This is a genomic window from Rhizobium sp. G21, from assembly GCF_014158035.1.
Classification (GTDB): Bacteria; Pseudomonadota; Alphaproteobacteria; order Rhizobiales; family Rhizobiaceae; genus Rhizobium_E.
This window is the reverse complement of record NZ_JACFXW010000001.1, coordinates 2,162,862-2,182,810: the sequence shown is the minus strand read 5'-3', so window position 1 is coordinate 2,182,810 and position 19,949 is coordinate 2,162,862. Positions and strand designations below refer to the sequence as shown.

17 protein-coding genes and 6 pseudogenes are annotated in these 19,949 nt (G+C 63.8%); 10 read left to right on the top strand and 13 right to left on the bottom strand.

Going from position 1 to position 19,949, the window contains the following annotated elements; translation table 11 throughout:
* Nucleotides 1-480 precede the first annotated feature (480 nt).
* Both H2O14_RS28845 and H2O14_RS29400 read right to left on the bottom strand, forming a co-directional pair.
* On the bottom strand, nt 481-870 hold the full coding sequence (locus H2O14_RS28845) for an SDR family NAD(P)-dependent oxidoreductase (protein WP_312858589.1): 390 nt from the start codon (nt 868-870) through the stop codon (nt 481-483).
* 124 nt (nt 871-994) lie between these two features.
* Nucleotides 995-2,318 (bottom strand): annotated as a pseudogene (locus tag H2O14_RS29400) (MFS transporter).
* 161 nt (nt 2,319-2,479) lie between these two features.
* On the opposite strand from H2O14_RS29400, the gene H2O14_RS11105 reads away from it, so the two are divergent.
* Nucleotides 2,480-3,403, top strand: coding sequence for an AraC family transcriptional regulator (locus H2O14_RS11105; protein WP_182827702.1), 924 nt, complete (start codon nt 2,480-2,482; stop codon nt 3,401-3,403).
* Nucleotides 3,404-3,467: 64 nt separating this feature from the next.
* Here the strand turns inward: H2O14_RS11105 and guaA are convergent, their stop codons facing one another.
* From guaA to H2O14_RS11090, 3 genes and pseudogenes are all read right to left on the bottom strand, one after another.
* Entirely contained in the window at nt 3,468-5,030 is a 1,563-nt protein-coding gene (gene guaA / locus H2O14_RS11100; RefSeq protein ID WP_182827701.1) for a glutamine-hydrolyzing GMP synthase, read from the bottom strand.
* Nucleotides 5,031-5,103: 73 nt separating this feature from the next.
* Nucleotides 5,104-5,724: pseudogene (locus tag H2O14_RS11095) on the bottom strand (5'-methylthioadenosine/S-adenosylhomocysteine nucleosidase); the annotation flags it as partial.
* Nucleotides 5,721-6,163 (bottom strand): annotated as a pseudogene (locus H2O14_RS11090) (PaaI family thioesterase). The pseudogenes H2O14_RS11095 and H2O14_RS11090, both read right to left, overlap by 4 nt.
* 154 nt (nt 6,164-6,317) lie before the next feature.
* On the opposite strand from H2O14_RS11090, the gene H2O14_RS11085 reads away from it, so the two are divergent.
* On the top strand, nt 6,318-7,262 hold the full coding sequence (locus H2O14_RS11085; RefSeq protein WP_182827700.1) for an AEC family transporter: 945 nt from the start codon (nt 6,318-6,320) through the stop codon (nt 7,260-7,262).
* A 15-nt stretch (nt 7,263-7,277) separates the two neighbouring features.
* Here H2O14_RS11085 and ptsN read toward each other — a convergent pair whose 3' ends face one another.
* The 7 genes and pseudogenes from ptsN to lptC all read right to left on the bottom strand — a co-directional run bounded on the left by ptsN (nt 7,278) and on the right by lptC (nt 12,514).
* Nucleotides 7,278-7,742 (bottom strand): PTS IIA-like nitrogen regulatory protein PtsN, encoded by a 465-nt coding sequence (gene ptsN / locus H2O14_RS11080; RefSeq protein WP_182827699.1) that lies wholly within the window; start codon nt 7,740-7,742, stop codon nt 7,278-7,280.
* A gap of 72 nt (nt 7,743-7,814) precedes the next feature.
* On the bottom strand, nt 7,815-8,396 hold the full coding sequence (gene hpf, locus H2O14_RS11075) for a ribosome hibernation-promoting factor, HPF/YfiA family (protein ID WP_182829341.1): 582 nt from the start codon (nt 8,394-8,396) through the stop codon (nt 7,815-7,817).
* Nucleotides 8,397-8,761: 365 nt separating this feature from the next.
* Nucleotides 8,762-9,300 (bottom strand): annotated as a pseudogene (locus tag H2O14_RS27350) (hypothetical protein).
* Complete coding sequence (locus H2O14_RS11070; protein WP_246697358.1) at nt 9,237-10,295, bottom strand: hypothetical protein; 1,059 nt, start codon at nt 10,293-10,295, stop codon at nt 9,237-9,239. Before H2O14_RS11070 ends, H2O14_RS27350 begins: the two are co-directional and overlap by 64 nt.
* Before the next feature lie 195 nt (nt 10,296-10,490).
* Nucleotides 10,491-11,228: an LPS export ABC transporter ATP-binding protein gene (gene lptB, locus H2O14_RS11065; RefSeq protein ID WP_409526952.1), complete on the bottom strand. Its 738-nt coding sequence runs from the start codon at nt 11,226-11,228 to the stop codon at nt 10,491-10,493.
* A 79-nt stretch (nt 11,229-11,307) separates the two neighbouring features.
* The gene (locus H2O14_RS11060) at nt 11,308-11,844 is read right to left on the bottom strand and encodes an LptA/OstA family protein (protein ID WP_182827697.1); all 537 of its coding nucleotides are present in this window, start codon (nt 11,842-11,844) and stop codon (nt 11,308-11,310) included.
* A gap of 4 nt (nt 11,845-11,848) precedes the next feature.
* Nucleotides 11,849-12,514: an LPS export ABC transporter periplasmic protein LptC gene (gene lptC / locus H2O14_RS11055; RefSeq protein WP_182827696.1), complete on the bottom strand. Its 666-nt coding sequence runs from the start codon at nt 12,512-12,514 to the stop codon at nt 11,849-11,851.
* Between the two features lie 176 nt (nt 12,515-12,690).
* Between lptC and sppA the strand changes: the two genes are divergently transcribed.
* From sppA to H2O14_RS11040, 3 genes and pseudogenes are all read left to right on the top strand, one after another.
* Nucleotides 12,691-13,653 (top strand): signal peptide peptidase SppA, encoded by a 963-nt coding sequence (gene sppA / locus H2O14_RS11050; protein ID WP_182827695.1) that lies wholly within the window; start codon nt 12,691-12,693, stop codon nt 13,651-13,653.
* 35 nt (nt 13,654-13,688) lie between these two features.
* Nucleotides 13,689-13,997: an integration host factor subunit beta gene (locus H2O14_RS11045; RefSeq protein ID WP_182827694.1), complete on the top strand. Its 309-nt coding sequence runs from the start codon at nt 13,689-13,691 to the stop codon at nt 13,995-13,997.
* Nucleotides 13,998-14,110: 113 nt separating this feature from the next.
* Nucleotides 14,111-14,451, top strand: a pseudogene (locus H2O14_RS11040) (DUF1049 domain-containing protein).
* A gap of 3 nt (nt 14,452-14,454) precedes the next feature.
* Here H2O14_RS11040 and H2O14_RS11035 read toward each other — a convergent pair.
* The gene (locus H2O14_RS11035; RefSeq protein ID WP_182827693.1) at nt 14,455-14,982 is read right to left on the bottom strand and encodes an SRPBCC family protein; all 528 of its coding nucleotides are present in this window, start codon (nt 14,980-14,982) and stop codon (nt 14,455-14,457) included.
* On the opposite strand from H2O14_RS11035, the gene H2O14_RS11030 reads away from it, so the two are divergent.
* From H2O14_RS11030 to H2O14_RS11010, 5 genes and pseudogenes are all read left to right on the top strand, one after another.
* Nucleotides 14,966-16,153: a class I SAM-dependent rRNA methyltransferase gene (locus tag H2O14_RS11030; protein WP_182827692.1), complete on the top strand. Its 1,188-nt coding sequence runs from the start codon at nt 14,966-14,968 to the stop codon at nt 16,151-16,153. The genes H2O14_RS11035 and H2O14_RS11030 overlap by 17 nt on opposite strands.
* A pseudogene (locus tag H2O14_RS11025) lies at nt 16,150-17,000 on the top strand (TrmH family RNA methyltransferase). The gene H2O14_RS11030 and the pseudogene H2O14_RS11025 overlap by 4 nt, the downstream one beginning before the upstream one ends.
* Nucleotide 17,001: 1 nt before the next feature.
* On the top strand, nt 17,002-17,565 hold the full coding sequence (gene lspA, locus H2O14_RS11020) for a signal peptidase II (RefSeq protein WP_182827691.1): 564 nt from the start codon (nt 17,002-17,004) through the stop codon (nt 17,563-17,565).
* A 74-nt stretch (nt 17,566-17,639) separates the two neighbouring features.
* Nucleotides 17,640-17,999 (top strand): hypothetical protein, encoded by a 360-nt coding sequence (locus H2O14_RS11015; RefSeq protein WP_182827690.1) that lies wholly within the window; start codon nt 17,640-17,642, stop codon nt 17,997-17,999.
* Complete coding sequence (locus H2O14_RS11010) at nt 17,999-19,891, top strand: hybrid sensor histidine kinase/response regulator (RefSeq protein WP_182827689.1); 1,893 nt, start codon at nt 17,999-18,001, stop codon at nt 19,889-19,891. The genes H2O14_RS11015 and H2O14_RS11010 overlap by 1 nt, the downstream gene beginning before the upstream one ends.
* Nucleotides 19,892-19,949: the final 58 nt, after the last annotated feature.

Here is a 19,949-nt window from a genome sequence, read left to right as displayed (position 1 = left end):
GCGACGTCGCCGTCCATCGCCCGGGGCGGCATCCGCGCCTCGGTGGGATGCCCGCGCGTCTCTCCGAGCCTGTCGGGACCATAGTAACCGCCGCCGCGAATATCGGGAGACGTCGCCGCAAACAGCGTCGGCAGAGCCCCTGGGGCGCAGGCTGAAACAAGAACCACAGCAGCGACCGCATAAGTCCCTGCGCGCTGCGGCGACCCGGCGCGTTGTGCAGCAGGTCCGTCCGGGAGATGCCGGGATGGGCCGCGATGGAGGTTATGCCCCAACCGCCCTGGTCGCTGCGTCGCTGAAGTTCCAGCGCGAACATCAGGCATGCCAGCTTCGATTGGCTATAGACCGGCATGGCCTTGTAGCTCCGCTCCGCCTGCAGGTCGTCGAAGTCGATAGCGACCTTCGACCCTCTCGCCGCTATGCTGGACAGCGTCACGACCCTCGGCTCTCGTCCTGTCGCCAAAAGCGACGCCAGATGGGCCGTCAGCGCGAAGTGCCCGAGATAATTGGTCCCGAACTGCAGTTCGAAGCCGTCACGGGTGGTCTTGCGCACGGGGGCGTCATGACGCCCGCATTGTTGATCAGCACGTCGAGATGATCGAGACGGCCCTTCAGTCGCGTCGCCATCGCCTCGATCGACGAGAGGTCGGCGAGATCGACCGGCTCGAACGCAATGGACGCATGCGACGCCTCATTCCTGATGCGTCTGACGGCGTCGGCGCCTTTGGCCGGATCGCGGCCGGCGAGGATCACTTCGCCGCCGGCTCTCGCCAGCGCAAGAGCAGTTTCGAACCCCAGGCCGCCCGTGCCGGTGACGAGCATGGTTCGACCCTGCTGGGAGGGCATGTCGTCGACTGTCCAAGATTTCGGCATGATCTGTTCCTTTCGTGTTTTTGGCTCGGCTGCCCGACGGAGACGCCCCGTTTCGACGATGCGTCTTGCGGGAACACCACCGCCCCTGCGGAGATGGCCGTTCGATGGATGGCTGTCAGAATGTTCAGGGGGCGGTTCGGCGTCGCCGGAGGGCCGCGGCGACGCGACGGTCGGCGACGAGGAGGACAAGGCCCGACAAGGCGCTCGCCAGAGGCACGATCAACAGGCCGAACGCGAGGCCGTTCGGAATGTCGGCGGCGTATGCGGCGTCGCTGACCATGCCGACGAACAGAGGCCCGAGCGCCGGCCCGACAAGCCCGCTGCCGATCATCACCAGGCTGGACGCCTGCGCCTGGCGACCCGGCCCCGCCAGCAGATGCGCCGCGCCGAAGCCCCAGGGGAGCATGAACGAGAACGACAGCATCGATGGGACGAACAGGGCGATCGACATCCAGCCGACAGGGGCGAACAGGGCCGCCGTCGTGGTGACGCTCGCCGACAGAAACAGCAGGCCGGGTGGGCCGAGGACCCTGCCGGAGCCGGACCGCGCCGCATGGTCGAACCAGCGGCCGCCGCCCAGCGTGCCGACAATCCCCATCAGCCCCTGCAACAGCCCGAAGGAGACGCCGACTTCGGTTGCGGAAAACCGTGGGCGCGGATCAGAAACGGCGCCGAGAATGCATAGAAGGGCGCGCCGGCAAAGCCGAGAAGGACCGTGCCCAGAAACAGCCAGCGAAAGGCCGGCGACGACAGGAGATCGAGGCTGGTTTTCAGGAAAGGGCCGTCGCCCGAAGCCGGGGCTGCAAGCGCGGCGTCGCGCCCACCACGAACACCGTCGCGAACCCGATCAGGACGCCGACGGCGCCGGCGCCGATCAACACGATGCGCCAGCCGAACATATCGGCGAGAGCGCCGCCGGCCGAAAAGCCCGCCATGGTTCCGAGCGGGATCCCCATCGCGAAGAGACCGATCGCAAGCCCGCGTCGCGCCGGCTCGACCTTGCGGATGATCAGGGCATGACCGGCCGGGACCGCCCCGGCCTCTCCGAACGCCACGCCGAAGCGTGTCAAAGCGAGGAACAAGAAGCTTGCGGCGACGCCGCCGAGCATCGTCATCGCGCTCCAGATCAGCACGCAGGCCGCCAGCACCAGCCGCGGCGATCCTCGGTCGGCGGCGCGCGCGAGCGGCAGCGACAGAAGCGCGTAACAGACGGCGAAGGCGAGGCCGGTCAGCAATCCCATCTGCGTATCCGTCAGCGACAGGTCCGCTTTGATTTTCTCCGCCAGAATGAACGGAAGTATGCGGTCGATCTGGGAAAACGCATTGATCAGCAGGAGGACGGCGCATATGGCCGCAAACCGCCCGGGCCTCGCATAGTCTCCGGATGAATTGGGTCGAGGCGCATGCCCCGATGAAGGATCTCTTGACCCGGCGGCGATTTCTGCCATTTGAGGTTGCTCCTCGCTTGGTTGCACCCTCAAGCTAGATGGAGCGACCCATGACCAGAATGCCGGAACTCGCAAGAAACTTGCCTATTCCTGCAGAAGAGGCGATGATGCCGACCCGGAGCCAGATCTTGCCCTGGCGCCTCACACATCCGGAGTCGCGCATGAACGCACCGCTGCTTGCGGCCATCACGGCCTATATCGAAGAACAGGGCGGCGGCCAGGGCCTTTTCCCGACGGCCCTCGAAGGCTTCAACATCGTCCGGTCGTACCAGTCGATGATGCCGATGCGAAACATCTATCGCCCATCGCTCTGTGTCGTGCTGGAGGGCGGAAAAGAACTGCATTTCGGCGAGGCGAGACTGAGTTATGGAACGATGGAATGCCTGGTGGTCAGCGTCGGGCTGCCGGCGACCGGTCGGATCGTCGAGGCCAGCGAGGAGAAGCCCTATGTCGGGGTGATGATCGATTTCGACGTTGCGACGATGCGCAGCGTTCTCGAACAGTTGGATGCGCTGCCGGCGCCATCGGAAGATTCCGGCCCGTGTGCTTTCGTCGCCAAAGTCGATCCGCCCTTGGCCGATTGCATTCTTCGTCTCGTGAAGTTGCTGGCGACGCCGAAAGCGATCCCTGTTCTGGCGCCCTCGATCGTGCGCGAAATCTGCTATTGGCTGCTGAGCGGACCGCATGGCGGCGAGATCTGCAAATTGGCCCTGCCGGAATCCAATATCGAACGCGTCGTCAGAGCGGTGTCGGTGCTGCATACGAGTTTCGCGGAGACGCTGCGCGTCGAGACGCTGGCGGAAATCGCGCGGATGAGCCCGTCGTCGTTTCATCAGCATTTCAAGGCGTTGACCTCGATGACGCCGCTTCAGTTCCAAAAGCAGTTGCGCCTTCTCGAGGCGCGTCGGCTGATGGTCACCGAGGCCGCCAACGTCGCCGAAGCCGCCTACAAGGTCGGCTATGAAAGCGCCTCGCAATTCAGTCGGGAATATTCGAGAACCTTCGGTGTGGCGCCGAAACAGGACGCCTTGACCCAGCAGCGTCTCCACGATCGATACGCCAGCCGCACGGTGCGGTCGGCATGAGCCCTGAAGCGCCGTCAGGGCATCGCCCTGACGGCGCTTTCCGGGAAGTTCGGACGGGCAAAAATCATTCCCACTCGATGGTGCCGGGCGGCTTGCTCGTCACGTCGTAGACCACCCGGTTGATGCCGCGCACTTCGTTGATGATGCGGGTCGCGGCGCGGCCGAGGAAGTTCATGTCGTAGTGGTAGAAATCCGCAGTCATGCCGTCGACCGAGGTCACGGCGCGCAGGGCGCAGACGAATTCGTAAGTGCGGCCGTCGCCCATCACGCCGACGGTTTGCACCGGCAAGAGCACGGCGAAAGCCTGCCAGATCTTGTCGTAAAGACCGGCCTTGCGGATTTCGTCGAGATAGATGGCGTCGGCTTCGCGCAGGATTTCGAGCTTCTCGCGGCTGATGCCGCCCGGGCAGCGGATCGCGAGACCCGGACCGGGGAAGGGGTGACGGCCGATGAAGCTGTCGGGCAGGCCGAGTTCGCGGCCGAGCACACGCACTTCGTCCTTGAACAGTTCGCGCAAGGGCTCGACCAGCTTCATGTTCATGCGATCGGGAAGGCCGCCGACATTGTGGTGGCTCTTGATCGTCACCGACGGGCCGCCGGTGAAGGAAACGCTTTCGATCACGTCCGGATAGAGCGTGCCCTGGGCGAGGAAATCGGCGCCGCCGAGCTTCTTGGCCTCTTCTTCGAACACTTCGATGAACAGCCGGCCGATCGTCTTGCGCTTGGTTTCCGGATCGCTTTCGCCTTCCAGCGCCGAGATGAAGCGATCGGAGGCGTCGACATGGATGAGATGCAGGTTGTAATGCTCGCGGAACATGGCGACGACGTCGCGCGCCTCGTTCTTGCGCATCAGGCCGTGATCGACGAGCACGCAGGTCAGCTGGTCGCCGATCGCTTCATGGATCAGAAGTGCGGCCACCGAGGAATCGACGCCGCCCGAGAGCGCGCAGAGCACGCGGCCGTCGCCCACCTGTTCGCGGATCGTCTCGACCGCGCGCTGGCGATAGGCCGACATCGACCAGTCGCCGGCGACGCCCGCGATCTTGTGCACGAAGTTGGACAGCAGCTTGGCGCCGTCGGGCGTATGCACCACTTCCGGATGGAACATGGTGGTGTAATATTTCTTCGCCTCGTTGACGCAGATCGCAAACGGCGCGTTTTCCGACGTGCCGATGATCTCGAAACCTTCGGGAGCCACGGTCACGCGGTCGCCATGGCTCATCCAGACCGGATATTTCTGTCCGACCTCCCAGAAGCCTTCGAACAGCGGGCTGGATTTGAGGATCTCGACATCGGCGCGGCCGAATTCGCGGGCATGGCCGCCTTCCACTCTGCCGCCGAGCTGGGTGCAGAGCGTCTGCTGGCCGTAGCAGATGGCGAGGATCGGCAATCCGCTGTCGATCACCGCCTGCGGCGCGCGCGGGCTGCCCTCGTCGAGCACCGAAGCCGGGCCGCCCGAGAAGATGATCGCCTTGGGACGAAGCCGGTGAAAGCCTTCTTCGGCGGATTGGAAGGGGACGATCTCGCAATAGACGCCCGCCTCGCGGACGCGCCGGCCAATGAGCTGCGTCACCTGGCTGCCGAAATCGATGATGAGAATGGTGTCTGAAGGAGCTTGCTGGGTCATGGCGAGCCTTTAAAGAATCTCTCGGGATCGCGCAAGCGGTCGCGCGCCCGCGACATTCAAAAACCAGACGCTTCTCGGCGATCGCCGCCTCCAGCGCCTCGACCGCGCGCGCGAGCTTTTCGTCGATCACATGCAGATATTCGGTCCAGTCGCTGACATGGCGAACCTCCTCCTTGCCGTCGGAGACGCCGCGCAGGCCGATAAGGGGTATCTCGAAGCTCATACAGGCGCGGAGGACGGCGAAGGTCTCCATTTCCACCATGTCGGCGTCGATTGTCTGGTAGGCCGCGCCGGAGACGACGTTGGCGCCGGTCGACAGCCGCGCCTCCGGCAGGCCGGGAATGCGCAGGGGCAGGGGGATCGTCGCGGGCAGATCGAGGAAGGGTGTGCGTCCCTTTTCGAACCCGAAAGCGGAGGCGTCCATGTCGCGATAGGAGACGGAAGCGACCTGATAGACTTCGGTCTGCTCGAGCACTGCCGAGCCGGCCGAGCCGAGCGAGACGACGAGATCAGGCTTGCGCCCATCGAGCGTCAGTTCGGTCAGCACGCGGGTCAGCTGAACGGCGGCTTCGACCGGGCCGACGCCGGTCATCACCGGCGTGAACAGCGCCTGCAGCGCCGGACCATATTCCGCCTCGGCGGCCATGACATAGAGGATCGATCTGCCGCCCGCCTGTTTCAGTCTGTCGTTCATCCGCGGATGTCCTCCCGTCCGCGCAAGGCCATCTTGGTGCCGGTCATCGAGGCGATCAGCTTGGCCGGCCCGTCGCCCAGCGCATAGGCGCGTCCGTCGGCCACGATGATGTTGGAGCCCGGCTTGGTGATCTCGCCGCGAAACAGGAAGCGCGGCGCCTTGCCGGGCGACATCAGATTGACCTTGAATTCGATCGTCAGGATCGAGGTCTCAGGCTCGATCATCGTATAGGCGGCGTAGGTGCAGGCCGAATCGAGCGCCGCCGAGATCACGCCGGCATGCAAAAACCGTGCTGCTGGGTGAGTTCGGGCCGGTAGGACAGTTCGATCTCCACCGAACCGTGCTCGATTCGGGTCAACTCCGCCCCGATCAGCGCCATCGCGCCCTGCGAGGCGAAGGACGCCTCGATCCGCTGCCTGAAATCCGTCTGGTCTGTCATGATCTGCCCTTTCGCAGTTGCGAAACTGCCATCACTTCCCGCCGCGCACAAGCGGGCGCACGGATGGCGGATGGCTTTTCCCGGGCCAAGATCGGCTTTGCGAGGACGATGGTCGCGTATATGCAGAAGGGATTCGACGAGGAGACGTTCCCGCATGCTCGCGACAGCGCAAAATGTCCTGCCGGTCTTCATCCTGATCTTCACGGGGTGGCTGATGGTCGCCACCGGCTATCTCCGGGCGGAAGCCGGCGATGCGCTGTCGAATTTCGTCTTTAAGCTCGCCGTCCCCGTGCTCTTGTTTCGCACCATCGCGGAGGCCGATTTTCATGGCGCCTTTCCGCTGCGGCTGTGGATCGCCTATTTCTCGGCGGTCGCCGTCGTCTGGGCCATCGCTTACGGGCTGGCGATCACGGTGTTCGGCGTCAATCATCGCATGGCGACGGTCGCCGGCGTCTCCTCGGCCTTCGCCAACACCGTCTTCGTCGGCCTGCCGCTGATCGACCGCATCGTCGGTCCCGAGGGACTCGTGGCGCTGTCCATCCTGATCGCCATCCATCTGCCGGTGATGATGATCGCGTCTTCGCTGCTGATCGAGCAGGCCGAGCAGCGCGACACCGGCAAGCCCAAGGGCAGCTGGGTGGAGTTTTGCGCCTCGCTGTGGCGCAATCTGTCGCGCAATCCGCTGGTGTTCGGCATCATCGGCGGCGGTCTCTGGCATCTGCTCGGCGTCAGGCTGGAAGGCGTGCCCGCCACCGTCATCCAGCAGATCTCGCAGATCGCCGGGCCGGCGGCGCTGTTGTCGCTCGGAATGGCCATGCGCCGCTACGGCTTCTCCGGCCAGTTGCCGTTGTCGCTCACCGCCACCCTGTTGAAGCTCGTCGCCCTGCCGGCGCTGGTCCTGGCGTTCGCGACGCTTCTGGGGTTGAGCGACGAATGGCGCCGCGCGCTGGTGCTGGTCGCCGCCGTTCCCACCGGCGTCAACGCCTGGCTGATCGCCTCGCAATTCCGCACCGGCGAGCCGATGGCGGCGTCGACCATCACGCTGACCACCGGTTTCGGCGTGGTCAGCGTCACGTTCTGGGCTTTTCTGCTGGGCTGAAGCCTGCGCGCCGCGTCAGGCGGCGTTGGACGTCTGTTCCTGGTTCAGGCAGGCGTGCAGCGCCTGTGCTGTATCCGACGAGCGCAGACGCGCCACCAGATCCTGGTCGCGCAGCACCCGGGCGATGCGCGACAGCGCCTTGAGGTGATCCGCGCCCGCGCCTTCGGGAGCGAGCAGCATGAAGACGATGTCGACGGGCTGGTCGTCCAGCGCCTCGAAATCGACCGGCGTCTCCAGCCGGGCGAAGACGCCGGTGATCTTGTCGAGCGATTTCAGCTTGCCGTGCGGAATGGCGATGCCGCCGCCGACGCCCGTCGAGCCCAGCTTTTCCCGCTGCAGCACCACGTCGAAGATTTCCCGCTCGGAAATGCCGGTGAGAGTGGAGGCGCATGTCGCAAGCTCCATGAGGAGTTGCTTCTTGGACTGTACGCGCAATCCCGGGAGAATTGCTTCCGGGTGCAGGATATCCGCCAAAGCCATAAACACTGTCCTCTTCCGGCTTGGTATCGGCGGGCCGGCCTCAGCCGACCCGCATGGTCTCAATCGAGGGGATCAACCCTTGATGCTGGCAGAATCAATCCAGCCAATATTGCCATCGTTGCGGCGATATACAATGTTCAACTCTTCCGATCCCGGCTTGCGGAACATCACAACCGGTTCATCGGTCATGTCCAGCGCCATCACGGCGCTCGCCACCGACATGGTCGACAGTTTCTTGGTCGTCTCCGCCACGATCACGGGGGCGAAATCTTCCGCCACTTCCTGTTCGTCGTCTTCTTCGAACGGCGCGTCGATCACCGAATAGGCCACTTCCATGTGCAGGCGCGCATCGCCGCCGATGTGATGGTCGCGCAGCCGGCGCTTGTAACGGCGCAGACGCTTCTCGATCTTTTCCAGCGCCGAATCGAAAGCGATCTGCGGGTCGTTGGCGTCGCCGGCGGCATGGAGGTCCGCGCCCGAATCGAGATGAAGGCGGCAATCGGCGTTGAAACGGGAGCCGGTCTTGGTGACGGTCACCTGGCTCGAAAAGCCGCCGTCGAAATACTTGGTCACGCCGTCGTTGATCGCGCCCGTGATACGGGTGCGAAACGCTTCGCCAATATCCATCTGCTTACCGGTCACACGCACACTCATGGTGTTTTCCCTTCCTGCACTTTCGTTACCGAAGTCCGCATGGTCACGACCTTTCCGGGAGGGACCTCTATTCCCGTCAGGCCTTCGCCGCAGCGAGAACGACGTGGTGGGCGCCATCATGCAAGGGCGCGCGCCTGTTCTGCTTCGGCAAACCATTCGGGTCAGTCTATTCCAAGCCGGTCCGCCATCCAAGCTTTTCTCGCGGCGTGATTAAGGAGTTTCGAACGCGCGGTGTGGCTCCGATTGGGCGCGGGCTCTAACGCTCGCTTCCGGCGAAGTCAAGCGACGGTGCGTCGGCAAGCTGTGTATAGCCGATAAATCATACAAATAGAGATTGTCGAGCACTGCAAGGAAATCAGCTTTCTTCAGGCCGAAACCGATCTGGCGATCGCCCGCTTTTCTCGCCTGCGTTGCACCGAGGAGGGGATGTTCATGGCTTCGCGATATTTCGCCACGGTGCGGCGCGCAATCTCGATGCCGGCGCCGGCCAAGGCTTCGACGATGTCGTCGTCCGACAGGATTTTGTCGGCCGTCTCCGCCTGGATCATCGCCTTGATGCGGTGGCGCACGGACTCCGCGGAATGCGCGTCTCCGCCTTCGTTGGAGCCGAGCGAGACGGTGAAGAAATATTTGAGTTCGAACAGGCCGCGCGGCGTCAGCATATATTTGTTCGACGTCACCCGGCTGACCGTCGACTCATGCATCTTGATCGCATCGGCCACGGTCTTCAGGTTCAGGGGCGCAAATGCGCGATGCCCTGGGCGAAGAAGGCGTCCTGCTGGCGCACGATTTCGGTCGCCACTTTCATGATCGTCTTGGCGCGCTGGTCGAGGCTGCGCGTCAGCCAGTTGGCGTTCTGCAGGCATTCGGCGAGGAAGGCGTGGTCGGCCGATTGCTTGGCCACGGACCCCGCCACTTTCTGTAATAGGTCTGGTTGACCAGCACCCGCGGCAGAGTGTCGGGGTTGATCTCCACCGTCCAGCCGCCGTCGGGAGCCGCCTTGACGATCACGTCGGGGATGATCGATTCCGATGGCGCGCTCTCGAAACTGCTGCCGGGCTTGGGATCGAGCGCGCGAATTTCGCCGAGCATGTCGAGCAGGTCTTCCTCGTCGACGCCGCAGATCTTCTTGAGCGAGGAAAAATCGCGACGGGCCAAAAGCTCGAGATTGGCGAGCAACGCGCTCATCGCCGGATCGAGCCGGTTCTTGAGCCTGAGCTGGATCGCCAGGCATTCCGACAGCGACCGCGCATAGACGCCGGGCGGATCGAGCTCCTGAAGCTTGGCCAGCACCGTGGCGATGTCCTCCTGGGCGGCGTTCAGCCGCGCGGCCAGTTCCCCGACTTCGGCGCCGAGATAACCGTTTTCGTCGAGCATGTCGGTCAGGTGCCGGGCGATCAGCCGTTCCGTATCCGAGGTCACGGTGAAGGGAATCTGCCGGCCCAGATGATCTTTCAGCGTCACCTGGCCAGCGACGAAATCGTCGAGATCGTAACCTTCGCTGCTTTCGCCGGCGCCGCCGGGCATGGATTTCCACTGCTGCAGCAATTCCGGCGCGTCCGCCTTGCGGGGACCGGCATCGTCCTGGAAGACGTTTTCCACGCCGGTGTCCAGCGCTTCCGACAGCCGCTCGGCCCGGCTCGGCTGCAGGGGCGCCTCGTCGCTGCGGTCCGGGGATCTGCCGCCATCGGCGCCGTCGAAGCCCTGAGGCTCGAAGTCGCCTTGCCCGCCATTCGCCGGAGCGGCGACCTCCAGCAGCGGATTCTTCTCGACTTCCTGGGCGATGAAATTGTTCAGCTCAAGAAAGTTCATTTGCAGAAGCTGGATGGACTGCATCAGCTGGGGTGTCATCACCAGCGATTGTGTCTGTCGCAACAACAGGCTTGCAGACAAGGCCATGGCTTACGCTATACTCCCTGTTCGTCCCCGCGGGCGGCGGGACAGTGGCAGTTTGATGCGAACGATGACGAACTGGCCCAAAAATTGCTTAGAAATTCTTCCGGGTCAAGAGAGCGATGGCTCCTGCCGCAAAATTATGCGCATGCGGCGCCCGGAGCGGCGGAATTCTACTCCGCCGCCCGGTTTTCCGGCCGGTCACAGGCTGAAATTGTCGCCGAGATAGAGCCGGCGCACATCCGGATTGCTGACGATCTCCGAGGCGCGGCCATGGGTCAGCACCTCGCCGGCATGGATGATGTAGGCGCGGTCGATCAACCCCAGCGTCTCGCGGACATTGTGATCGGTGATCAGCACGCCGATGCCGCGCGCCGTCAGGTGACGGACAAGATTCTGGATGTCGGCCACCGAAATCGGATCGACGCCTGCGAAAGGTTCGTCCAGCAGCATGAAGGACGGATCGGTCGCCAGCGCGCGCGCGATTTCCAGGCGCCGACGCTCGCCGCCCGACAACGCCACGGCCGGCGATTCCCTCAGATGCGTGATGCCGAATTCGCCGAGCAACGACGTCAGCTTCTCTTCGCGCGCGGCCTTGTCTTTGGTGTGAATTTCGATCACGGCGCGGAGGTTCTGCTCCACCGTCAGACCGCGGAAGATCGACGCCTCCTGCGGCAGATAGCCGACGCCCAGCCGGGCGCGCTGATACATCGGCATCCAGGTCACGTCGTTGCCGTCGATCTCGATGCGGCCCTGGTCGACGGGCACGAGACCGGTGATCATGTAGAAGCAGGTCGTCTTGCCGGCGCCGTTGGGGCCGAGCAGGCCGACGGCTTCGCCGCGGCGCACGACCATGGAGACGCCGTTGACGACGCGGCGGGCGCGATAGGCCTTGGTGATGCCGCGCACGATGAGCGTGCCGCGATAGCGTTCGCGCACCTCCGGATCGTCAGGCTCCGCCTGCGCGGCTTCGGGCCGCGCCTTGGTGAGAAACGGGATTTTCAAAACGGCAACCGGATCAATTGGACTTATTGGATTGCGTATCGATCAGGATCTTCACGCGCTCGCCGCAATTGCCCATATTCGCCAGGCCGGTCTTCATCTGCACGGTCAGTACGCAGCCGGTCAGCACATTGCCCTTGTCCACCAGCACCACCTGTTTGCCCGAAAGCTTCAGCACTTCCGAACGCATGTCGAAATCGCCCTTGTCGCCGCGGGCGCTTTGCGTGCCCGAAACGACCTGAACATTGCCGTCGACTTCGATGCGGTCGATGTCGCCGCCGCCGGCGGCCAGCGAATTGCCTTGGCCCTTATAGTGGACGATCATGTGGTCGGAGGTCAGCGTCATCTCGCCCTGGACCACCTTGACGTTTCCGTTGAACAGCGCGCGCTTCTCCTGCTCACGCAGTTCGAGATTGTCGCTCTCGATCTGGATCGGCTTGTTGTTGGAAAGCGCGAAGCCCTTCTTCTCGGCCGTCTGCGCGTGAGCGCCCGACGAAATCGCGGCCAGAACGGCCAGGAAGGACAGACTTGCAAGAATGCGGGCCAATCTCATCGGATCATTGTCCTTGATTTTGCTTGGAACGGAACGCAGCGGGATTGAGGGTCAGCCGGACATTGCCGGAAAACCCGATCACCCTGCCTTTATCGGTGATATTCATGCTGTTCGCAACCAGGGTCGATTCCTTCGCGGTCACCGTCACCGGCTCCTTGGATGCGAGAATGCCGGCATGCACGTCGAGATGCGCGGATTTGAAATTAGCCTTGATCCCTGAAGAAAGCGTCACCACGAAGGGCGCCGTCATGTCCAGCCGATCGCTGTCTCGGTCGAAATTCGCCGCCGTCGCGGTTACCCGCGCGATCAGGTCGCTGCGGATCGGCACCGCCGCTTCGATGGTCTCGAGCGCGATGTCGGACGGATTGGCGATCGATTGCAGCGCGCGCGCGGCATTCATGAAATAGCTGATGCCTTCGTCGTTGCGGCCCGAGATCGCCGGCTTTTCCATCACCACGCGGCCGTTCTCGATGCGCGCTCCGCCGATGGACAGATTGTCCGGAAAGATCGCCCGCACCCAGGAGACCGCGACGAAGGCGAGCGAAATCGTCACCGCCAGCACCGGCAGCAGGATTTTCAGCCGCTTGACGTGGGCGGAATGCGACAGCGCCCGCCGATAGGCGAGGTGCGGATCCGCAAAAGGCGCGTCGAATGTGGAACGAATCTTCATGGATGTCCTGAATGGGTCGACCGAGCCATATCACATAGGCGCCCGACCTTAAAAACACAATCAAGTCGCCGGCCACGAAAAACTTTGATCGATGTGGCGCCGTTCGACCGGTTTCAGGTTCGCTTGCCGCCTGGGCGGATTTATGTCAGGACCACATCGATAATGGAGGACGACTGATGGACGCGTCGCAGATCCTGGAAAGGCGCAGCCTGCGCCGCAAGCTCGGCCGCTGGCGCATATTCGCCTTCCTGTTTTTCGCGGTCGCGCTCGCCATCGGCTGGAGCGCCTGGATGCAGGAGGATGGTTCGGCCCCGACGAGCCGCGACCATATCGCCCGCGTGTCGATCGGCGGCGTCATCATGGATGATCAGGAACTCGTGGAACGGCTCGACGGCATCGCCGGCAACGACGCGGTCAAAGGGTTGATCGTCTCGCTGAACTCGCCGGGCGGCACCACTTATGGCGGCGAAGTGATCTACAAGGCCATTCGCCGAGTCGCCGTCAAGAAGCCCGTCGTCACCGACATCCGCACGCTCGCCGCCTCCGCCGCTTACATGATCGCCGTCGGCGGCGACCATATCGTCGCCGGCGAGACCTCGCTGACCGGCTCCATCGGCGTGATTTTCCAATATGGCCAGTTCAAGCCGCTGCTCGACAAACTCGGCGTCTCCTGGGAAGAGATCAAATCCGCGCCGCTCAAGGCCGAGCCTTCCCCCTTTCACACGCCTCCGCCCGAATCGCTCCAGGCCATTCGCGGCACGGTGATGGACTCTTTCGACTGGTTCGTTACACTGGTGTCGGAGCGGAGAAAACTGAGCCGCCAAGAGGCGTTGAAACTCGCCGACGGACGCATTTTCACCGGCCGCCAGGCGAAAGAGGTCAAGCTCGTCGACGCGCTCGGCGGCGAGGCGGAAATCCGCGATTATTTCGAGGCGAAGAAAGTCGCCGCCGACCTGCCGATCGTTGAATGGACGGCGAAGAAAGAAACGTCGCTGTTCGGCGTCGGCGCTCTTGCGCGGCAAATGCTGGGAATGGTCGGGCTCGATTGGGCGCTCGACCTCAAATCCTTCGGGAAGCTGAGCAATGACAAGATGTTGCTTGACGGTCTTGTGTCGGTTTGGCAGTTTGACCAGAAATAAAAGGGAAAATTCCGAGTCCGTCAGAGGGGGCGTCCGTGATCAAGTCTGAACTCGTGCAGATTGTCGCTGCGAAGAATCCGCACCTGTACCACCGCGACGTGGAAAATATCGTCAATGCGGTGCTCGACGAGATCACCGATGCGCTCGCCAACGGCAATCGGGTCGAGTTGCGCGGCTTCGGAGCGTTCTCGGTCAAGAACCGTCCGTCGCGCTCCGGCCGGAACCCGCGGACGGGCGACGCCGTTTTCGTCGAGGAAAAATGGGTGCCTTTCTTCAAGACCGGAAAGGAGCTGCGCGAGCGGCTCAATCCGGATCTCGTCGATCAGGAAGACGATGAGGATTGACGCCGTCGGACATCCGCCAGCCCGCGTCGTCGTTGCGGGTTGATCTCATGTGACCGCGAGATCTATGGTGCGGCGCGCCTCAGGCGCGGCAATGCGTGAAGGAGACTGGCCGGATGATCATGCGCATCCTTAAACTCGTGATTTTGATCCCCGTCGCTCTGGTGCTGATTCTCTTGTCGGTCGCCAACCGGCACGCCGCGACGCTGGCGCTGAACCCGTTCGAACCTGCCGATCAGGCGCTGTCCCTGACGCTGCCCTTCTTCATCTTCCTGCTGATCGCCGTGATGATCGGCGTCGTCATCGGCTCCTTCGCCACCTGTACGCCCAGGGGCGCCACCGCAAGCGCGCCCGTGACGAGGCGTTCGAAGCCCGCAAATGGCGCGAGGAGGCGGATCGTCAGCGGGGTCGGGTCGAAGACATGACCACGCAGAAGCTGATTTCCGCCTCCCGCTGAGGATCAGACCTCGTCCTCGTCGTCGTCGTCGGTGATCGCCTGGTTGGTCACCGCCTTTTTCAGCTTGCGGAAAAATTTCTCCGCCAGCTTCTTGGACGAAGAATCGATCAGCCGCGAGCCCAGCATCGCCAGTTTGCCGCCGATCTTGGCGTTGACCGAATAGGTGAGAAGCGTCGCGTCGCCGTCTTCGGTCAGTTTCACATCCGCGCCGCCCTTGGCGAAACCGGCAATGCCGCCCGAGCCTTCGCCCGTGATCGTGTAGCTTTCCAACGGGACGATGTTGCTCAGCGTCACCGTGCCCTTGAAGTTCGCCGCCACCGGGCCGATCTTCAGCTTGCTCACGGCGGCCATCTGGTTTTCGCCGGTGCGCTCGAGGCTTTGGCAGCCCGGAATGCACTGGCAGAGAATGGCGGGATCGTTCAGTGCGGCCCAGACTTTCTCGCGGGGGCGGGAATGCGTTGTTCTCCGGTCAGGTCCATGCGGCTCTCCTCCATGCGGGTTTTTGTTGAACTTAATGCAATCCTCAAACATCTTTGCCAAGAGGCGCAACGGTGCTATTGCACCCGCTTGTCGCAGAATTGAGAAAAGGCTGAGCGTGAAGAGCAAGAATCCGCCCCGCGGTCCCCGAGCATCCGTCGATCGCGCTCCATCCCGGCCCGCCAAGCCGGCCGGACGCCCCGAGCAGGCTCGACCCGCGCGTCACGAGACGGTCCGCGAGGCGCCACGGGAGAAGCGCGAGGCCAAGCCCGTTTCCCAACCGCAACCGCAGCTCGCTCTTCGCAGCGGCGCGAGACCCGACGAACGCGCGCCGCTGATTCTGGAAACCGCCGGCGACGACGGCTACCGCCTTCTCGACAGCGGTGCGGGCGTTAAGCTCGAACGTTACGGCGACATCACCGTCGTCAGGCCCGAGGCGCAGGCGCTCTGGCCCAAATCGCTCAGTGAAGCGCATTGGGACAAGGCCGACGCCGTCTTCACCGGCGACACGGACGAGGAAGGCATGGGCCGCTGGCGCTTTCCGCGCCGCGCCATCGGCGAGACCTGGCCGATGCAATTGCTCGGCGTCGATTTCTTCGGCCGCTTCACCTCCTTCCGCCACACCGGCGTCTTCCCCGAGCAGATCGTCCACTGGAGCTGGATGCGCGACGAGGTCATCAGGCGCGGCGGCAAGGCGAAGGTGCTCAACCTGTTCGGCTATACCGGCGTCGCCTCGCTGATCGCGGCCTCCGCCGGCGCCGAAGTCACCCATGTCGACGCCTCCAAGAAGGCGATCGGCTGGGGCAAGGAAAACCAGCAGCTGGCGCGCATGACCGACAGGCCGATCCGCTGGATCCTCGACGACGCGATGAAATTCATCGAGCGCGAACGCCGGCGCGGCAACACCTATGACATCATCCTCACCGATCCGCCGAAATTCGGCCGCGGCCCCGACGGCGAGGTCTGGCAGCTCTTCGACCATCTTCCCGTGATGCTCGACATCTGCCGCGATCTCCTGTCGCCCAGACCGATCGGCCTGGTGCTGACCGCCTATTCCATCCGGGCGAGCTTCTATTCCATGCATGAACTGATGATGGAGACCATGCGCGGCATGGGAGGGCTGGTGGAGTCGGGCGAACTCATCATCCGCGAGACGCCGTCCGAACCGGGCCAGGCCGCCCGCGCCCTTTCCACCTCGCTCTTCAGCCGTTGGACCAGACCATGACCGAACGCCATGACGACGGCCCGCGCCGTCCGGGGCAGGTGAAGGAAATCACCTCCCTCGCCAATCCCATCATCAAGGACATCAAGGCGCTCAGCCAGAAGAAGAACCGCGAAGCGGGCGGCCTGTTCATGGCCGAGGGCCTGAAACTGGTTCTCGATGCGCTGGAGACGGGCTGGACGATCGACACGCTGATCTTCGCCAAGTCCGCCAAGGACAAGCCGCTGGTCGAAAAAGCCGCATCGCGCGCGGTCGCCGCCGGCGGCCTCGTGCTCGAAGTCAGCGAGAAGGTGCTGTCCTCCGTCACCCGCCGCGACAATCCGCAGATGGTGGTCGGCATTTTCCATGCCCGCTGGACCTCGCTTTCGGCGATCAAGCCGAAGCCCGGCGAGACCTGGGTGGCGCTCGACCGCGTCCGCGATCCCGGCAATCTCGGCACGATCATCCGCACCGCCGACGCCGCCGGCGCCTCGGGCGTGATCCTGGTCGGCGAGAGCACCGACCCTTACGGGCTGGAAACCGTGCGCGCCACCATGGGCTCGATCTTCACCATGCCGGTGGCCCGCGCCAGCCAGGCCGATTTCCTCAAATGGCGGAAAAGCTCGGGCGCGAGCCTGATCGCCACCCATCTCAAGGGCGCGATCGATTACCGCCGCGCCGATTACAAGAGCCGCCCGGTCGTGCTCCTGATGGGCAACGAGCAATCCGGCATTCCCGACGAGCTCGCCGAAGCGGCCGATGTGAGGGTCAAGATCCCCAGCAGGGCAAGGCGGATTCGCTCAATCTCGCTTGCGCCACCGCCGTCATGCTGTTCGAGGCGCGTCGCCACCTGCTGGAACTGGACGCCTGAGATGGACGAGAAAGCCAGCCTGTTCGCCCGGCCGCGCGCCTTCCTGCCGTTCATCCTCGTCGCCGTCGCGCTCGATCAGCTGATCAAGGCGCTGGTGGAGCTCTATCTGCCTCTGCATGAGGCTTTGCCGGTCATCCCATTTCTGGCGCTCTATCGCACCTGGAACGAGGGCGTGGCCTTCTCCTTCCTGTCCGACATGGACGGCTGGGTGATCGTCGTCATGCGCTTCATCATCATCGGCATGGTGCTGTGGTGGTGGCGCGGCGCGGACCGGCGCGCCTTCCTGCTCAATCTCGGCTTCGCGATGATCGTCGCCGGCGCCATCGGCAACATCATCGACCGATTCGTCTATGGCCATGTGGTGGATTACGTGCTGTTTCATACAGAGACATGGTCCTTCGCCGTCTTCAACCTGGCGGACGCGCTCATCTCGGTCGGGGCCGCCTGCGTCGGCGTCTGGGAAATCTTTTTCAGCCGAAAGCGTCCCGGAACGGGAATTAACCCGGCCTTAAGAATGTCCCGCAAGGCTTTTGAAAGCGAATGCGTGTTAGCCCATCTTGCATGAGCGAACCGCAAAAACTCCAGCATCGCCTTGCGATGGAATTCCTGTCCGAGGCTCCTCGCCCGAAGGAGGAGCCCATGGACTTGCGTTATCCGGTGAAGGATCCGTCGCGGCGTGATTTCTCGCCGCCGCTCGAACCCGATCCCGACGAGCTTCTCGCCTCCAACGACGCCGAAGGTCCGGGCGCGATGAAATACTGGGTCGCGGGCAGCCTGCTGGTGGCCGCGGCGCTGGCCCTGTCCTCCGGCATCGAGACCGGGCTTCTGGCGATGGGCGGATTTCTGGCCGTCATCGCGCTGTCGAGCCTGTTCCTGCGCTCCTCGTCGCGTCGGACGCAGCCGCGGACCGCGACGCCCTCTTCCTCGCTTCAAAAGTTTCTCCGCCCGAGGAGCCGTCCTCCGCCTCCGGCGACAACCGCCTCGCCGCAGGCGTGCTGATGGGCGCGATCCATGACGCGCTCGGCGACATCACCGTCTGCCGCAGCCTCAAGGGCGTCATTCTCTCGTCCAACAACACCTTCCGTCGCGTCAGCGGCTGCGAGACGCCCGAGGGCCTCACCTGCGAGGATCTCGGCATCCGCTTCGAGCCCGGCAAGATCAAGCATTGCTACGATGTGAGTTTCCGCACCCGCGAGGGTCTGCGCACCTATCTGTGGCACGATATCGTCACCCGCGATCCGATCATGGGCGACATGGTCGTTCAGTCCATCGCCCGCGACGTGACCTCCGAACGCTCCGACGCCGAAAGCCGCGAGCAGGCGAGGGCCCGCGCGGAAGAAGAAAGCCAGCTGAAATCGCAGCTGATCGCCACCGTCAGCCATGAAATCCGCACGCCGCTCAGCGGCCTTCTCGGCATGGGCCAATTGTTGTTCAATACCGAGCTGACGCCCGTGCAGGCCAATTACATCGCCGGCATCCGCGCCTCCGGCGTGGCGCTCGCCCAGCTGGTCGAAGATCTCCTCGATTTCTCCACCGTCGAGGCCGGACGCTTCCGGCTGCGGCCGCGCACCGAGCCCATTCGTCCGCTCGTCGAAGGCATCGTCGAACTCCTGTCGAGCCGCGCCCATGAAAAGGGCGTGGAAATCGGCGCCGTCATGGCGCCCGATCTGCCGGAAGTCGTCACCGTCGATTCCGCGCGCCTCAAGCAGGTGATCTACAACGTCGTCGGCAATGCGGTGAAATTCACCGAACAGGGCGGCGTCGTCGTCCATGTCGGCGTCGAAGCGGGCCAGCTGGTCGTCAGCGTCCGCGACACCGGTCCCGGCATGAACGAAGGCGAGCTCAAACGCATTTTCGACGCTTTCGAACAGGGCGACCTCAGCCGCGCCCGCGAAGGCGGCGTCGGGCTCGGCCTGGCGATTTCCGCCAGGATCATGAGCCAGATGGGCGGCGGCGTCACGGTCGAAAGCAAACTCGGCCAGGGCAGCCTGTTCACCATCCGCATGCCCGCCGACATGCAGACCAAACCCATGCGCAGCGGCCGCGAACTCGCCGGCGGTCGCATCCTGCTGCTCGCGCCGGTCGGTCCGGCGGCGTCGGCGCTGGCCGAAACGCTGCAGGGCCTCGGCGCCGAGACGCATGCGGCCTCCTCGATCATCGACGCCGAAACGCTGCTGACCATGCGCGAGAAATTTACCGGCATCATCGTCGATCACCGGCTGGACGGCGAATTCACCGCCGGTCTCTGCCGCGACGCCAGGCTCGCCGGCGCGAAACGCGTCTATCTCGTCAACCCCGAATCGCGTCCCGCCCAGATGTCCGGCGTCGTCTATGACGGCTGGCTGATTCGCCCGCTCCGCGAACAGTCGCTGATCGACGTGCTCACCGGCCGGCTGAAGGGTCTCGAGGCCCGCGGCGCCGCCAATGACGATTTCCCGGTTCTCGCCGCCGAAGCGCAGGACGAGGAGCCGACCACTGGCCATCCAGCCGGACCGGGCTATTCGATCCTGATCGGCGAAGACGATCCGGTCAATGCGATGATCTGCCAGGCCATTCTGGAAAAGGCCGGTCACCGCGCCCGTCTCGCCGACACGTTCGCCAGGCTGGACGCCGCCTTCGTCGACAGACGTCCCGACCTGATCATCACCGACCACCACATGCCCGACGGCGTCTGCCTCGATTTCATCATCCGCCTGCGCGAGACGGAAGCGGCCGAAGGCTTGCCCTTCACCCCTGTGATCGTGCTCACCGCCGACGCATCGGACGCCACCCGCAGGGAGCTTCTGTTGCGCGGCGCCGACCTCGTGCTGTTGAAACCGGCCGAGCCCGACATCCTCAACGGCGCCATCCTGCGACTGCTCGGAAAACCGACGCTTGACGTCGCGCACTAGTCTCGCTTCTATGCCGGCAGCCTGATACACGCGTCATCATACTGTCTCACACATATGG

Coding starts and splice junctions, on each gene's coding strand:
- H2O14_RS28845 (WP_312858589.1), bottom strand. CDS start 870: ATGCCGAAATCTTGGACAGTCGACGACATGCCCTCCCAGCAGGGTCGA.
- H2O14_RS11060 (WP_182827697.1), bottom strand. CDS start 11,844: ATGAGATTGGCCCGCATTCTTGCAAGTCTGTCCTTCCTGGCCGTTCTG.
- H2O14_RS11035 (WP_182827693.1), bottom strand. CDS start 14,982: ATGTTTGAGGATTGCATTAAGTTCAACAAAAACCCGCATGGAGGAGAG.
- H2O14_RS11070 (WP_246697358.1), bottom strand. CDS start 10,295: ATGGCCTTGTCTGCAAGCCTGTTGTTGCGACAGACACAATCGCTGGTG.
- guaA (WP_182827701.1), bottom strand. CDS start 5,030: ATGACCCAGCAAGCTCCTTCAGACACCATTCTCATCATCGATTTCGGC.
- H2O14_RS11105 (WP_182827702.1), top strand. CDS start 2,480: ATGAACGCACCGCTGCTTGCGGCCATCACGGCCTATATCGAAGAACAG.
- lptC (WP_182827696.1), bottom strand. CDS start 12,514: ATGAAGATTCGTTCCACATTCGACGCGCCTTTTGCGGATCCGCACCTC.
- hpf (WP_182829341.1), bottom strand. CDS start 8,396: ATGAGTGTGCGTGTGACCGGTAAGCAGATGGATATTGGCGAAGCGTTT.
- lspA (WP_182827691.1), top strand. CDS start 17,002: ATGGACGAGAAAGCCAGCCTGTTCGCCCGGCCGCGCGCCTTCCTGCCG.
- H2O14_RS11085 (WP_182827700.1), top strand. CDS start 6,318: ATGCTCGCGACAGCGCAAAATGTCCTGCCGGTCTTCATCCTGATCTTC.
- H2O14_RS11010 (WP_182827689.1), top strand. CDS start 17,999: ATGGGCGCGATCCATGACGCGCTCGGCGACATCACCGTCTGCCGCAGC.
- sppA (WP_182827695.1), top strand. CDS start 12,691: ATGGACGCGTCGCAGATCCTGGAAAGGCGCAGCCTGCGCCGCAAGCTC.
- H2O14_RS11030 (WP_182827692.1), top strand. CDS start 14,966: ATGCAATCCTCAAACATCTTTGCCAAGAGGCGCAACGGTGCTATTGCA.
- ptsN (WP_182827699.1), bottom strand. CDS start 7,742: ATGGCTTTGGCGGATATCCTGCACCCGGAAGCAATTCTCCCGGGATTG.
- H2O14_RS11015 (WP_182827690.1), top strand. CDS start 17,640: ATGGACTTGCGTTATCCGGTGAAGGATCCGTCGCGGCGTGATTTCTCG.